Origin of the sequence: Enterobacter sp. Ap-1006 (genome assembly GCF_011752835.1) — a bacterium.
Lineage (GTDB): Bacteria > Pseudomonadota > Gammaproteobacteria > Enterobacterales > Enterobacteriaceae > Cedecea.
The window spans coordinates 673,063-687,306 of the sequence record NZ_VWWU01000003.1 but is presented as its reverse complement, the minus strand read 5'-3'; the positions used below and the strand labels follow the sequence as shown (position 1 = coordinate 687,306).

Here is a 14,244-nt window from a genome sequence, read left to right as displayed (position 1 = left end):
TTTTTATTTCAGCACTTTTTCTGGAATGCTATATTTAACCGGCCCAATCTTATCGAGGCCTGATTCTGTAGCATTGGCAACATTTAAAACAAATTCAATCATTCCTTCAAATGAGAAGGTCAGGTTCATGAAAAGTTGGTCACGCATTTCAATATTAAGGCTTTGAATTATACAAGCGGAATATACAGTGCGCTGTATTTCATAGTCTGCGTCAAATTTATCAGAACCACGGTGTACGATGGTGATCGTAACGTCTTTGTGACCTCTTTTTAGATAATTTTCATATATCTTGCTGGTTTCTTTCGTTACCAGAATAGACATCTGAACGGATTCAAAATAGGTTCCATCAGGGCCAGAAAAAGTATTCAGGCCAACAGGGGAGTAGCCCTCCATCCATTTGCTGTATTTCTTCTCTTCTGAAGAGCCTGCAATGGCTTTTCCATCAATCTTAACTTCAATAAATTGGCAATCTTGCAATTTAGCCATAAAGAACTTCCTCTAGTGGTGATATTAACAACATGAAATAATTAGCCCGCAGCAGATGGCAATTCAGCTACCAGGCGTAGAGACATACTTAATCCCTCAAGTTGGAAATGAGGTTTTAACCATGCAATTGCTTTGTATGTGCCCGGTAATCCTGACACTTCTACAACATTAATTTGGGCTTCACGGAGTGGAAAACGTGCTTTGGTTTCAGGGCCTGCATTATCTGAGGCGACGACATATTGCATGATCCACTTCTGCAAATATTCCTCACATTCACTGCGGGACATAAAGCTACCGACTTTGTCCCTGACGATAGATTTGAGGTAATGCGCAAAACGGGATGTCGCAAGCAAATAAGGTAGCTGGCTTGATAAGCGAGCGTTGGCATTTGCTTCATCGGAGTTGTAAAGACGTGGTTTATTAATAGACTGTACGGCAAAAAAGGCCGCATAGTCGGTGCCTTTACAATGTACTAAGGGAATAAAACCAAGATCGGACAGTTCTTTTTCGCGACGATCGGAAATGGCTACCTGCGTTGGGCACTGCAAAGTACGCTCTCCGCTTTCAGAAACATAGGTATAAGCCGGCAGTGACTTAACCAGTCCGCCGCCTTCTACACCACGAATGGATGCACACCAGCCATATTCTTCAAATGATTCAACAATACGACCCGCGAGTTCCCACGCGGAGTTAATCCAGAGGTAATCCTGTCCTGCGGCGTCTTCCTTAATGGACTCTTCAAAAGTGAAAGTTTCCGCCGGGATTGTTTTTGTACCGTAAGGGAGTCGACCAAGGACGCGAGGCAGCGTAAGGCCAATATAGCGACTGTCGTCATTTTGACGGAAAGAACGCCAGCGGGCGTAGTCGGTGGTGTCGAACATTTTTGCAAGATCGCGCGGGCGTGGGATCTCAGAGAAATCATTCATTGACAGCATGCCAGGGGCTACGGCGCTAAGGAACGGTGCATGTGCCGCAGCGGCAACGTGCGAAATTTGCTCCAATAAAGAGATGTCCTGAGGGGTATTGTCGAACTGGAAATCACCGACAAAGGCAGAAAAAGGTGTGCCACCAAATGTGCCATACTCACTTTCGTAGACACACTTAAAGAGCATCGACTGGTCAAAATCACTGGCGGATTTAAAATCTTTAATCAGATCCTGCTTGGTACATTGCAGCAAGCGAACCTGCGTATTTTCAGTTACGCTGGATTGGATGAGTTTATGCAAACCGCGCCAGGAAGATTCTTTTTTCTGAAACTCTGGAGCATGAATAATTTGGCTCACTTGTTCAGACAGCAGGGCGTCAATAGCGGCAATTCGCTGTTCAATACTGCCAATCAGATCGCTGGAGATAACAACTTCGCCGGAAAGGACTTCGGACAGGAAGTTATTCAGCTGAGACTTCATACGGTCGCGGTCGGACTCACGACGAATAGCCTGGGTATTATCGATAACCTGATTAAGATAATCATCGTTAAACGAGGATTCTACAACTGCTTCCTGCATTTGTTCGGTGCTCATTCTTGATCGTCCCCACCTATCTCAGCTTTACCTACTAAGGTATTTTGCTCTTTAGCCATTTCCAGGAGTTGTTCTTTTAGACGTTCATTACTTGCAGCCCGATTTTTGAGATCGCTAAGCTGCTCACGTAAATCCATGAGCTTTTTAAGCGGTTCTACCTGGCGTACAACATTGTCTGGAGAAAAATCATCAATGCTATTGAAGGTCAGCGAAACGGCCAGTTTTCCATCCGCACCTGTAAGCGTGTTATCCACCAAAAACTCAGCTTCAGGTTTCATTGAACTCATAACCTCATTAAAGTTGTCTTTATCAACATTAATGAATTTACGATCTTTTAATGTATCGGAACTTTGGGTGAAATCACCCATCACACCCACAACCAAAGGGAGTTCCTTTGCTGTTTGTGCATCACCTATTTCAACATCATAGGTAATTTGTACTCGCGGTGGGCGAGCTTTATCCAATTTATGTTGTGTATTGCTCATAATTTTATCCATTAAATAAAAGATTGAGTATTAAAACATTATTTAGCAAAAAAAAAGCCATGCAGTCAGCGTCAAGGCCGTTGGAAGCCATTTTTTAAATGTGGTGTTATGAAAGAAAACACCGACGACGAACAAATATTTAACAAGTCTACTGAGGTTTTTATAGCTAAATCCTCATAATCAGAATCATGAAATGATATAGCTATGATTCTTATTTATCATATCTGTGACCAGTAAATGTAATCGTCATTATCCGTTAGTTGGGAAATTAGACAGGAAGGTGTATTTCTTCGCAATGAAAATGTTATTAATTAATCATTATTAATCAAAACAGTAAAAGTTAATGCGTAGGGAATTAAATTTCCAGTCTTAATTAAGACTGGCCTTAACTTGTTTAGCTTTTTGTCTTTGTGTTAAGATCGTTATTTGGGTATGGTCCTTCCTCCGGTGCCGTTGCCTATTGTGGTTTCCCATAATTGAATAGTACACGGAGTTGAATACATGCCTATTGGAGACTAAGGATAAGTGGAAATGGAGCAGTGTAGCTCGAGTGGTTCATATAACTATATGATTAATGATGAGATAATCTTCAATCCTGATAAGCGGGTTTTGTATCGTGTGGATAACGAGGCCAATGTTGAAACTCTTAATACCCCCACAACAAAATGCTTTTTTTTATTAATATCACGCAACGGAATTGTTGACCAGGCAACTATATACTCATATGTCTGGGGTGAAAATGAGAGCATGATCACACCCAACAATCTATATCAAAATATTTCGCTCATTCGCCGCGCGCTATCAAAGTTAAGTCCAGGTCTCAATTTAATAAAAACAATCCCCAGAATAGGTTTTTCGATAGATACTGAGATAAAAGTTGAAAAAATTTCTTCGGAGAAAGTTGAGTATGATGAAAGCCATGAGCGCCATGAAAATCCGATAGAGGTAAAAAAAGAGCCAGCTCCTGGTGTTAATGTTGCACCAAACGACGTTGTAAAAAACAAAATGCTCCATCCTATGGTCATCATTTCATTGGCTGTTTTGACTACCATTGCCTCGGCGTTATTTGTTTCCAGTACATCACGTCAGTCTTCGTACTTTCTTAGCTATCATGCGTACCTTAATAATGATGGTTGCAATATATATACCTCAGTAGCGACACAAAGAGATATCAAGTTTGTTACCGATAAGTTAATCAGCAAATGTGAAAAAACGCCATGGAATTATGTTTCCTACAGTAATCTATTTTCTGATGTTTCTGTTATTTCATGTGCGCAGCCGCTGGGAAGCAATAAAAAAAATAGTTGCAAGTCAGCTTATTTTTTTGTAGGGAGTTGATGCGTGAATAATAGGCAATATTTAATGATGATATCATTCCTTGTTTTTTTACTTATTATTGTCATCTCGGTGGGCGGGCTACAGCGTTATGATGCCAATCACTTTAGCTGTAATGGGGTATATTCTGTATCCTACAATGACGTTGTGCTTCATATTAATGCGCGAATGACATTTTTCGGCAGTGAAGGAACGGCTGTTCTAAGTGGAGTACTTGAAAGTGATTCAACTAAAGTCAGTAATATTGTTATTTCTACAATGTTTGATGTTAAGAAGGTTAACGAATCATTTGTACTGACTGCGACAAAAAATACAGTTGAACTAAGTGATGAAAAAGAAAGGATTGAAAGGATTTTGCCGGAGTTTTATTATAACAAAGGGTCGAGCGTGATTTATGATATTCTCCCTCAGGGAGACGATTATCTTTTTTTAAGAGGAGGGATTCCGGTATTTTTCTGCAAGCGATAATAGAGACTTATTCATTTAGAATTCAGGCTATCTTAAAAAATAACACGTTATGCCACCTCAAGCGTGGGGTGGTCTTTTTCTATATATGTAATTTTTATTTAATAATGGTGAAATGGTGTTGCTTAATATCAAATAAGAATGTCATTGTTATTCAGTGAATGCAATTTTTATTGCATTGATCTGTTTATTTAGTTGACCTGGATGGTAGTGTCTTCTAAATTGATACCGGCGCACCAAAATAGTATCCTTGCATATAATTTACTCCGCATTTATAAAGTAAATCTCTTTGATTTTTTGTTTCAACACCCTCAGCAACGAGTATGGTATTGACCAGGGAGGATAAATAAACTAACGATTTTATCGTACTTTCATATATCAGACTGTTACCATGAGTTAGAGACAATTCCCTGTCGAGTTTGAGCATATAAAAACCCATTGCTTCAATGTATTTTATGGATATGGAGTTATTGCAAAAATCATCAATTGCAATATCTATATTGTTTTCTGACAGTGATTTTATTGCATCAATCATGCTATCTGTCAGTATTGCTCCATTGCCTTCCACCAACTCCAGAACGAGTTTTATGTCTTCTCTTATCTTTTTCCTGAACGAGAGCAAATACTTCATGAAAGAGGCGGACAATAGTTGATTGGGAATAATATTGAAGCTGATGAAGCCATCAGGCGGTAGCTTGTCAGTGATCTCCTCTATTCGCTCATTGACATGGTTCATTAAGCATATCGTCAAGTGGTTGTATTCTACGTTTGACTTGAAGGTGTGTACCAATGAGTCTGGTGATAAGTATTTTTTAATGGGTGTTTCCTTCATCACCCTAAGTAATATTTCAAAGCCAATAATGCTGCCTGTGTTACAGTTTGTCACTGGCTGTGAATACGGTTCTATAATATATTTAAACACTGTGAGCCTTTATAAGTGTATTGAATCTAATAGAAAGTAATACCGCATAATTTCCCTTCAGATAATTTTAGGTGGAGTTGTTATTGACTGTTTTCAGTCTTTTTGATGTCTTTTTGATGTCTTTTAATGATTGGATCCTTTTTAATGACACTAAGCAGGGCTAAACTTTAACGATAAAACTGTTACCGGTAAATAAATAGAAACTTAATTTTCCCAGTTTAGTCTTAAGCGCCTGGTGGAACAATGTGAGGGTGTTAAAAATAATTCTTATTTTTTTAGCATCGGAAAAAAGAGTCTTAACGGGGCGATTTATGCGCAGTAGTTCGTGAAAAGAGAACTTCGCCGTTTTGCTATGCATAAAGGCTTACCGTCAGCATTTTTTCATCGAGTTTACTAGCCGTTAGGACTGAAAAAACGGTTATTTTTACTAAAAACAGATGCATGTCCCTAGGCTTGCTTTACACTATGTGGCAAACAAAGAGCTGCGTCCGATAGGGAAAAAGATGGCGACATTGAAAGACATTGCGGTTGAGGCGGGCGTTTCGCTGGCGACGGTTTCACGGGTGTTGAATGACGATCCCAGCCTGAATGTGAAAGAAGAGACCAAGCGGCGGATCCTTGAAATCGCGGAAAAGCTGGAATACAAAAACAGCAGTTCGCGCAGAATGCTGGCTAATCCCGTGGGTCAGCATCATTTTTTGGCTCTCTACGGCTATCAGCAAGATCTGGAAATAAACGATCCCTACTACCTGGCTATTCGCCACGGTATCGAGACGCAATGTGAGAAACTCGGGATCGAACTAACGAATTGTTATCTAGGGCATTCTTTGCCTGAGATGAAAAAGGTGACCGGCGTCCTGGTGGTGGGCCAGCCCTCCGACGCGACGCGCGGAACCTTGCGCGTGATGACAGATAATCTCTGCTTTATTGACTTCCATGAACCGTGTAGCCAGTACGATGCCGTAGACATTGACCTGGTGCGCATTGCTAAAGAGGTGATCGATTTCTTTATTGCCCAGGGCATGTCGCGCATCGGTTTTATTGGCGGTCAGGATAGGCCGGGAAAAGCCGATATTCGTGAGATAGCATTTGCTGAATATGGCCGCCTGAAGGGAGTGGTGTCCGAGAGCGACATCTGGCGCGGTGGTTTCTCGAGCTCATCAGGTTACGAACTGGCAAAAGCGATGCTCGCCCAGGAAGATTACCCCTCTGCGCTATTTGTGGCATCTGATTCCATTGCGATTGGCGTATTACGTGCCATTCACGAGCGCGGACTAAAGATCCCGGACGATATTTCGCTGATCAGCGTGAACGATATCCCCACCGCACGTTTTACCTTCCCGCCGCTTTCCACGGTGCGCATCCATTCCGAAATGATGGGCAGCCAGGGCGTTAATCTGCTGGTTGAAAAGGCCCGCGATGGCCGAGCTCTGCCGCTCAATGTCTTTGTTCCCAGCGTGCTTAAACTACGCGGTACCACGCACTAGCTTACTTTCACGCCGGAGAACAATCGTTTTCCGGCGGTCTCCCTGGCCTGTCGATATCCCCCTATCCTGAACGCTCATTTTGTGATCGAGTTAAAGCAAATCGGCTTCGATCGTTTTATTTAGTAAAAATTTTACTAAAATTAAGAGTGATTATTTAGTCAGTACAGGGAGGCGAGATGAATCGCTGGGAAAATCTGCAACTTACTCATGAAAACAGGCTGCCGCCGCGCGCCTATTTCTTCGCTTATGATTCACTGGCGAAGGCCCGTTCGTTTGTACGTGAAAACAGTAGCCACTTTTTGTCTCTTAGCGGGCAGTGGAACTTCCGTTTCTTTACTAATCCGCTCTTAGTTCCAGAGGCATTTAGCACAGAGTTGATGGCGGAGTGGGGCACGATTACCGTGCCGGGAATGTGGCAGATGGAAGGCCACGGCCAGCTGCAGTACACCGACGAAGGTTTTCCTTTCCCTATTGATGTGCCGTTTGTGCCGAGCGATAACCCAACGGGGGCGTACCAGCGGATGTTTACGCTGGGCGAAAACTGGCAGAATAAACAAACGATTATCAAATTTGATGGCGTAGAAACTTACTTTGAAGTCTACGTGAATGGCCGGTACGTTGGGTTCAGCAAAGGGAGCCGCCTGACGGCCGAGTTTGATATCAGCGCGGCGGTGAAAACCGGCGATAACCTGCTGTCTGTCCGCGTCATGCAGTGGGCGGACTCGACCTATATTGAAGACCAGGATATGTGGTGGACGGCGGGGATTTTCCGCGATGTTTACCTGGTTGGGAAACATCCCCTGCATGTTCAGGATTTCACGCTGCGTACCGATTTCAGCGACGACTACCGCAACGCGACGCTTGCCTGCCAGTTGATGCTGGAAAACCTCACAACCCAGGCTGCCAGTGCCACGCTGGAATACACCTTGTTTGATGGCGACACCGCGCTTTATCGCGGGGTGAAAGAGCATTTAACGGTTGATCGGCAGCTCAATATCGACTTTTCGATTGACGTCAAAGCACCTCAGCAGTGGTCAGCGGAAAATCCTTATCTTTACCAACTGGTGATAACGCTCAAAAATGCGATGGGTGAGGTGCTGGAAATCATTCCCCAGCGCGTGGGATTCCGCGATATCAAGGTGCGCGATGGCCTTTTCTACATCAACAATCACTATGTGATGCTGCACGGCGTTAACCGCCACGACAATGACCACCTCAAAGGCCGGGCCGTGGGGATGGATCGCGTTGAAAAAGACCTGCAGCTAATGAAGCAGTACAACATCAATTCAGTGCGAACGGCACATTATCCAAACGATCCACGTTTCTATGAGCTGTGTGACATCTATGGTCTGTTCGTCATGGCGGAAACGGATGTGGAATCGCACGGTTTTGCCAACGTCGGTGACCTGAGCCGCATCACGGACGACCCCGCCTGGGAGCACATCTACGTCGAGCGCATTGTGCGTCACGTCCATGCCCAGAAGAACCACCCGTCGATCATCATCTGGTCACTGGGAAATGAATCTGGCTACGGCTGCAATATCCACGCGATGTATCGCGCCACAAAGGCGCTGGATGACACCCGGCTTGTGCATTACGAAGAGGATCGTGATGCCGAGGTCGTCGATATTATCTCGACCATGTATACCCGCGTCCCGCTGATGAATGAGTTTGGCGAATATCCCCATGCCAAGCCACGCATTATCTGTGAATACGCCCACGCCATGGGCAACGGCCCCGGCGGGTTAACGGAATACCAGAACGTCTTTTATCAGCATGAAAGTATTCAGGGACATTATGTCTGGGAGTGGTGCGATCACGGTATCCAGGCCACCGATGAAACTGGCGCGGTGCGGTACAACTACGGCGGTGACTATGGGGATTACCCTAACAACTATAACTTCTGCCTGGACGGGCTGATTTTCTCCGATCAAACGCCGGGGCCGGGGCTGCAGGAATACAAACAGGTTATTGCGCCGGTTAAAGTCCGGGCCGAAGATCTTCCGCGCGGCTTGCTGCACGTTGAAAATAAACTGTGGTTCTCAAGCCTGGACGATTACACCCTGAACGTCGAAGTGCGTGCCGAAGGCCAGACACTTTCCAGCCAGCGGCTAAAAGTTGAGGGACTGGCGGCCAACAGCGGCCGCGATGTAGCCATAACATTGCCGGCGCTCGACGAACGCGAAACCTTCGTCAATATCACCGTGACCAAAGACTCCCGCACGCTCTATAGCGAAGCCAACCACCCGATTGCGGTCTATCAGTTCCCGTTAAAAGCGAGCACGTTGGCAAAAGTACCGCACTGCAATACCAACGCGACGCCGCTGCAAATCGTTGATGACCGCCTGAGCTATCGTGTCATCGGCCACAATTTCCAGGCTGTGTTCTCAAAAGTCAGCGGCAAGCTTACGGCGTGGCTGGTCAATGGGGTCGAACAGGTGACGCGTGAGCCGAAGATCAACTTCTTCAAGCCCATGATAGATAACCACAAGCAGGAGTTCGAGGGGCTGTGGCAGCCGGCACATTTGCCGATTATGCAGGAGCATTTACGCGGATTCAGCGCTGAAATGCACGGCGATGCCGTGACGATCGTTACGCAGACTATCATCGCCCCGCCGGTGTTTGATTTTGGTATGCGCTGTACCTACCGCTGGCAGGTCACCCCGCAAGGGCATATCAACGTCGAAGTTCAGGGCGAGCGCTACGGTGATTATCCGCATATTGTGCCGTGCATTGGCTTTACGTTAGGCATTAACGGCGCCTTTGAACAGGTGGATTATTACGGCCGTGGCCCGGGCGAGAACTACGCCGACAGCCAGCAAAGCAACATCATTGACCTCTGGCATACCACCGTGGACGACATGTTCATCAATTATCCCTTCCCACAAAATAACGGCAATCGCCAGCACGTGCGCTGGGCTTCATTGACCGATCGCCACGGCAGCGGGCTGCTGGTTGTGCCGCGTCAGCCTATCAACCTCAGTGCCTGGCATTACACCGCTGAAAATCTGCACGCCGCGCAGCACTGCAATGAGCTGCAGCGCAGCGACGACATCACGCTAAACCTTGACGCTCAACTGCTCGGACTCGGCTCCAACTCGTGGGGAAGCGAGGTGCTGGACAGCTGGCGCGTGTGGCTCCACGCCTTCAGCTACGGTTTTACGCTGTTGCCGCTGGAAGGCGGGCGTAACACCTCGCAGGCGCTGGTTAATCACGATTTCGGCGCAGATTTCTTTTCTCCTGTTTCACATAGCGAGGCTGAACAATGAGAGTTCTCGAGAATTTAGAACAGTTTAAGCAGATCTATCACAGCGGCCGGAAGTGGCAGCGCTGCGTGGAAGCTATCAATAACGTCGACAACATTCGTCCCGGCGTGGCCCATTCCATTGGTGATTCCCTCTCATATCGGGTGAGCACCGACAGCTGCACCGACGCGCTGTTTGTGGGGAGTCGTCGCTATTTTGACGTGCACTACTACCTTCAGGGTCGGCAAAAAATTGAGTTTGCGCCGAAAGGGCAGTTGAAAACGGTGGCCTGCTACCGGGACGAAACCGACCGGGAATACCTGAAAGGCATCGGCGACATCGTGACGGTGACCGAAGGGCAGATGGTGATCTGCGACCCCGAGGAAGCTTACCGTTTCATCAGCGATGAGTGGGTAAAAAAAGTGGTCCTCAGAGTCACGATTGAAGACGGCTATTTCCTTAATAAATAAAGCCAGTTTCGATGCGTACCACGGCCAGCGGTATACTCCGCTGGTCTTCCCTGTACCCTCCCCATGACGGGGATGTGAATTTTCGGAGGACTTATGTCCACATCCATTCGGGCAAAAATAGGCAAGTTTGCCCTGCTGTCGATGGCGTTTACGGCGGTCTTTAACGTACGAAACATCGTCAATAACAACATTGAGTTAGGCCTAAGCTCGGCGCCGATTTTCTTATTTGCGACGGTGGTGTACTTCATTCCCTTCGTCTTTATCATCGCCGAATTTGTCTCGGCGAATAAAAATTCTGAATCAGGCATGTACGCCTGGCTGAAACAGCCGCTGGGCACGCGGGCGGCCTACCTGGGGTCGTTTCTGTACTGGTTTGTGAACCTATTCTTTTTCCTGTCGCTGCTGCCAAACGTGGTGGCCTACGCCTCCTACGCCATCATGGGCTACGCCATTCCGTTCTCACCGATGATCACGTCGCTGATTTCGATTGTGCTGTTTGCGATGGCGACGCACATCTCGACCAAAGGGGCGACGTGGCTGGGGAAAATCTCAGAGTGCGTGGCCTATGGTGTCTTTGCGCTGTTTGCTATCTACGTGGTCGGGGCATTAACGGCGTTGGGCAGCGGGCACGTTCCTGCGCAGCCGATCACGCTGGAAGCGATGGCACCAACCATCAACTGGGCCACCTTGGGCATTATGTGCTGGATTTTCCAGGCGGCAGGCGGGGCAGAAACCGTTGCGGCGTATCTGAACGACACCAAAGGGGGCCAAAAATCCTTCATCAAAGTGATCATTACCGCCGGGGTGCTGATTGGCGGCATGTACGCGCTGGGCTCGCTGTTGGTGAACGTTTTTGTCGCGCGGGAAGATCTCACCTATGCGGCCGGTATGGTAGAAATCTTCACCGGCCTGGGCGCATATTTCCATGTTTCTGAAGCATTAATGGGGCGATTTGTCGGCATTATTCTGTTTATTGCCATTTTCGGCAGCATGATGATGTGGACTGCCGCGCCGGTCAAAATCCATTTCTCAGAAATTCCGGAAGGCATTTATGGCAAGAAAACCACTGAGCTGAATGAGCACGGCGTGCCGGTACGGGCGGCCTGGTGGCAGTTTGTCTTCGTACTGTTAATGCTTATCGTCAACGGTTTCGGTTCCGCCAGCGTCCAGCAAATGATGAACACGGCCATTAACCTGACGGCGGGCACGGCCATGCTGCCGCCAATATTTATTATGGCGGCTTACTTTGTCTTCCGTTGGAAACACGATGACACGCCGCGAGATTTCCGTATGGGGTCAAGAAAAGTGGGGATGGGGGTTGTCTCCATGCTGATGCTGATCTTTGTCGTCAGCATGACCGCCTCGGCATTCCCACCGGGGGTCGATCTGGTCAACGCGTTCTTTATTAACGTCTTTATGACGGCCGTATTCTCGGGCCTGGCCTGGTGGTGGATCAGCCGCTTTGAGAATAAACAGAAGGCAAAACGGCAGAGCAGCCCGGATTTCGCCTCCCGACCATCGAAATAATTCCGCCCCTGGCCAGCCGTTTTGTGGCTGGCTAAGCCTTCACCCTCCCGCCATTTTCGCGATGGGGTTAAAGCAAACTGGCTTCGTGTTTTTTACTAAATTTTTACCAAAATAAATTCTAAAAATTAACGTCCTCTTCCCTACAAAAGAACGCAGCCCTGAAGACTGCGTGGAGATGTGTTATGTCTGAGACGAAGCGTAATACTATCGGTAAATTCGGTCTGCTCTCCCTGACGTTCGCGGCCGTATACAGTTTTAATAACGTCATTAATAACAATATCGAACTTGGGTTAGCGTCGGCGCCGATGTTTTTCCTGGCCACGCTGCTTTATTTCATTCCGTTCTGTTTAATCATCGCCGAGTTTGTTTCGCTGAATAAAAAACTCGGAGGCCGGGGTTTATGCCTGGGTTAAAAGCGCGCTGGGGGGCCGCTGGGCTTTTATTACGGCCTACACTTACTGGTTTGTTAACCTGTTCTTTTTTACTTCTCTGCTGCCGCGCGTTATCGCCTATGCGTCCTACGCGTTCCTCGGATATGAATATATGCTGACGCCGGTCGCCACCACGGTGCTGAGCATGGCGCTGTTCGCCTTATCAACGTGGGTTTCAACCAATGGGGCAAAAATGCTGGGGCCAATCACCTCGGTGACATCCTCCCTGATGCTACTGCTGACGCTCTCCTATGTCTTATTGTCAGGGGTGGCGCTGGTGGGCGGTATTCAACAGGCAGACCCCATCTCCGTAGAGGCGATGATTCCCAACTTTAACTGGGCATTTCTTGGGATCACAACCTGGATATTTATGGCGGCGGGCGGGGCCGAATCGGTGGCCGTGTACGTCAACGACTTGAAAGGCGGGTCTAAATCCTTTGTGAAAGTGATAATCCTGGCCGGAATATTTATCGGCGTACTGTATTCCGTCTCCTCGGTGCTGATTAATGTTTTTATCAGCAGTAAAGAGCTGAAATTTACCGGGGGATCGGTACAGGTTTTCCACGGCATGGCGGTCTATTTCGGTCTCCCGGAAATCGTGGTCAACCGCTTCGTGGGCCTGGTGTCATTTACCGCGATGTTTGGGTCGCTGCTGATGTGGACGGCAACGCCGGTGAAAATCTTCTTCTCGGAAATCCCCGGCGGTATTTTTGGTGAAAAAACCGTGGTGCTAAATAAAAACGGCGTGCCCGCGCGTGCCGCCTGGATTCAGTTCCTGATTGTGATCCCGATGATGATTATCCCCATGCTGGGCTCCAGCACCGTCCAGTATTTAATGAACACCATAATCAACATGACAGCCGCCGCTTCCATGTTACCCCCGCTGTTCATCATGCTGGCGTATCTCAATTTACGCCGTAAATACGATCATCTGCCGCGTGATTTTAAAATGGGATCGCAGAGAACAGGCATGGCCATTGTCTCAATGCTCATTGCGATTTTCACCGTCGGTTTTATCGCCTCCACGTTCCCAACCGGCGGCAATATATTGACGATCGTTTTCTATAACGTCGGAGGGATCGTTATTTTTCTTGGTTTTGCGTGGTGGAAATACAACAGATACATCAAAGGATTGACTACAGAAGAGCAAGTAAAGGAAGCCTGGCCGGTGGTGCATTCGGTCTGATCTCAACGGCACGTCATCGCAGACGCTGGCTTCAATCAAGGCTGGATGCCCCCGGACAGAACAGCCGGGGGCAGTTTGACATACTGGGTCGGAACATCATTAATCAAAACTGACAAACCAGCAGGGCAAACAAAACGGCAACCGCCCGGCCAATCCCCCGGTAATAACAACGACTTTACCGGCAAGTAACTTCATAACGTTCCCCATTTCATTCATGAGATTCCGAATCTCAATATGAATCTTTCTGTTAATTTTCCTGATGTGTGTCGCCGGGTGATTTCAACGGCTTATCCGTAAGCCTATGTTCGGGCTGTGCAATAAAAACCCTGGTTCTTGCTTTTTAATTCAATGCCGGGTGGCTAAGAATGGAAACGTCTCACTCTCCTTCAGAACGGAAACATATACGGTTGCTCTAAGAGGAAGATTTTCGCCTTAAATAGCGGGGGGCAGGCTTGAGCCTTAACAAGGCCATGCAGCAGGACGCTCTGGCAAAAAAGAATCGGCAATGCGGTGGTGGCGTTGTTTCACAGTGGCTTGCAACAAGGGGGCGTGAAGATAATGGGGCAGAGAAAAAGCGAATTCAGTAGAGGTGTGTTGACATGAATTTGGTACGCCCTACAGGGTTCGAACCTGTGACCTACGGCTTAGAAGGCCGTTGCTCTATCCAGCTGAGCTAAGGGCGCAC

General features: G+C 47.3%; 10 protein-coding genes, 1 tRNA gene and 1 pseudogene. 7 read left to right on the top strand and 5 right to left on the bottom strand.

Annotation, left to right across the window (positions count from 1 at the left end):
* Positions 1-3: 3 nt before the first annotated feature.
* The 3 genes from F3J28_RS11485 to tssB are packed head-to-tail and all read right to left on the bottom strand — an operon-like array spanning position 4 to position 2,491.
* A complete protein-coding gene (locus F3J28_RS11485) occupies positions 4-486 on the bottom strand; it encodes a hypothetical protein (protein ID WP_166875941.1) in 483 nt (160 codons plus the stop codon).
* Between the two features lie 41 nt (positions 487-527).
* Complete coding sequence (gene tssC, locus F3J28_RS11480; RefSeq protein ID WP_502706905.1) at positions 528-1,991, bottom strand: type VI secretion system contractile sheath large subunit; 1,464 nt, start codon at positions 1,989-1,991, stop codon at positions 528-530.
* Positions 1,992-2,002: 11 nt separating this feature from the next.
* Complete coding sequence (gene tssB, locus F3J28_RS11475; protein WP_166875935.1) at positions 2,003-2,491, bottom strand: type VI secretion system contractile sheath small subunit; 489 nt, start codon at positions 2,489-2,491, stop codon at positions 2,003-2,005.
* A gap of 531 nt (positions 2,492-3,022) precedes the next feature.
* On the opposite strand from tssB, the gene F3J28_RS11470 reads away from it, so the two are divergent.
* A complete protein-coding gene (locus F3J28_RS11470; protein WP_166875932.1) occupies positions 3,023-3,829 on the top strand; it encodes a winged helix-turn-helix domain-containing protein in 807 nt (268 codons plus the stop codon).
* 3 nt (positions 3,830-3,832) lie between these two features.
* Positions 3,833-4,294 (top strand): YqeJ family protein, encoded by a 462-nt coding sequence (locus tag F3J28_RS11465; RefSeq protein ID WP_166875929.1) that lies wholly within the window; start codon positions 3,833-3,835, stop codon positions 4,292-4,294.
* Between the two features lie 214 nt (positions 4,295-4,508).
* On the opposite strand, the gene F3J28_RS11460 is transcribed toward F3J28_RS11465, so the two are convergent.
* The gene (locus F3J28_RS11460) at positions 4,509-5,213 is read right to left on the bottom strand and encodes an EAL domain-containing protein (protein WP_166875926.1); all 705 of its coding nucleotides are present in this window, start codon (positions 5,211-5,213) and stop codon (positions 4,509-4,511) included.
* Between the two features lie 503 nt (positions 5,214-5,716).
* Between F3J28_RS11460 and ebgR the strand changes: the two genes are divergently transcribed.
* From ebgR to F3J28_RS11435, 5 genes and pseudogenes are all read left to right on the top strand, one after another.
* Entirely contained in the window at positions 5,717-6,700 is a 984-nt protein-coding gene (ebgR, locus tag F3J28_RS11455; protein ID WP_166875923.1) for a transcriptional regulator EbgR, read from the top strand.
* A 176-nt stretch (positions 6,701-6,876) separates the two neighbouring features.
* Positions 6,877-9,969, top strand: coding sequence for a beta-galactosidase subunit alpha (gene ebgA / locus F3J28_RS11450; RefSeq protein WP_166875920.1), 3,093 nt, complete (start codon positions 6,877-6,879; stop codon positions 9,967-9,969).
* A complete protein-coding gene (locus tag F3J28_RS11445; protein ID WP_166875917.1) occupies positions 9,966-10,415 on the top strand; it encodes a beta-galactosidase subunit beta in 450 nt (149 codons plus the stop codon). The genes ebgA and F3J28_RS11445 overlap by 4 nt, the downstream gene beginning before the upstream one ends.
* 93 nt (positions 10,416-10,508) lie before the next feature.
* Complete coding sequence (locus F3J28_RS11440) at positions 10,509-11,942, top strand: amino acid permease (protein WP_008455984.1); 1,434 nt, start codon at positions 10,509-10,511, stop codon at positions 11,940-11,942.
* Positions 11,943-12,124: 182 nt separating this feature from the next.
* Positions 12,125-13,559 (top strand): annotated as a pseudogene (locus tag F3J28_RS11435) (amino acid permease).
* 606 nt (positions 13,560-14,165) lie between these two features.
* On the opposite strand, the gene F3J28_RS11430 reads toward F3J28_RS11435, so the two are convergent.
* Positions 14,166-14,242 (bottom strand) — tRNA-Arg (locus F3J28_RS11430).
* Positions 14,243-14,244 lie beyond the last annotated feature (2 nt).

Bases quoted from the DNA above. Each gene is read 5' to 3' on its own strand.
- F3J28_RS11470 (WP_166875932.1), top strand. From the start codon at position 3,023: ATGGAGCAGTGTAGCTCGAGTGGTTCATATAACTATATGATTAATGAT.
- tssC (WP_502706905.1), bottom strand. From the start codon at position 1,991: ATGCAGGAAGCAGTTGTAGAATCCTCGTTTAACGATGATTATCTTAAT.
- tssB (WP_166875935.1), bottom strand. From the start codon at position 2,491: ATGAGCAATACACAACATAAATTGGATAAAGCTCGCCCACCGCGAGTA.
- ebgR (WP_166875923.1), top strand. From the start codon at position 5,717: ATGGCGACATTGAAAGACATTGCGGTTGAGGCGGGCGTTTCGCTGGCG.
- F3J28_RS11485 (WP_166875941.1), bottom strand. From the start codon at position 486: ATGGCTAAATTGCAAGATTGCCAATTTATTGAAGTTAAGATTGATGGA.
- F3J28_RS11440 (WP_008455984.1), top strand. From the start codon at position 10,509: ATGTCCACATCCATTCGGGCAAAAATAGGCAAGTTTGCCCTGCTGTCG.
- ebgA (WP_166875920.1), top strand. From the start codon at position 6,877: ATGAATCGCTGGGAAAATCTGCAACTTACTCATGAAAACAGGCTGCCG.
- F3J28_RS11445 (WP_166875917.1), top strand. From the start codon at position 9,966: ATGAGAGTTCTCGAGAATTTAGAACAGTTTAAGCAGATCTATCACAGC.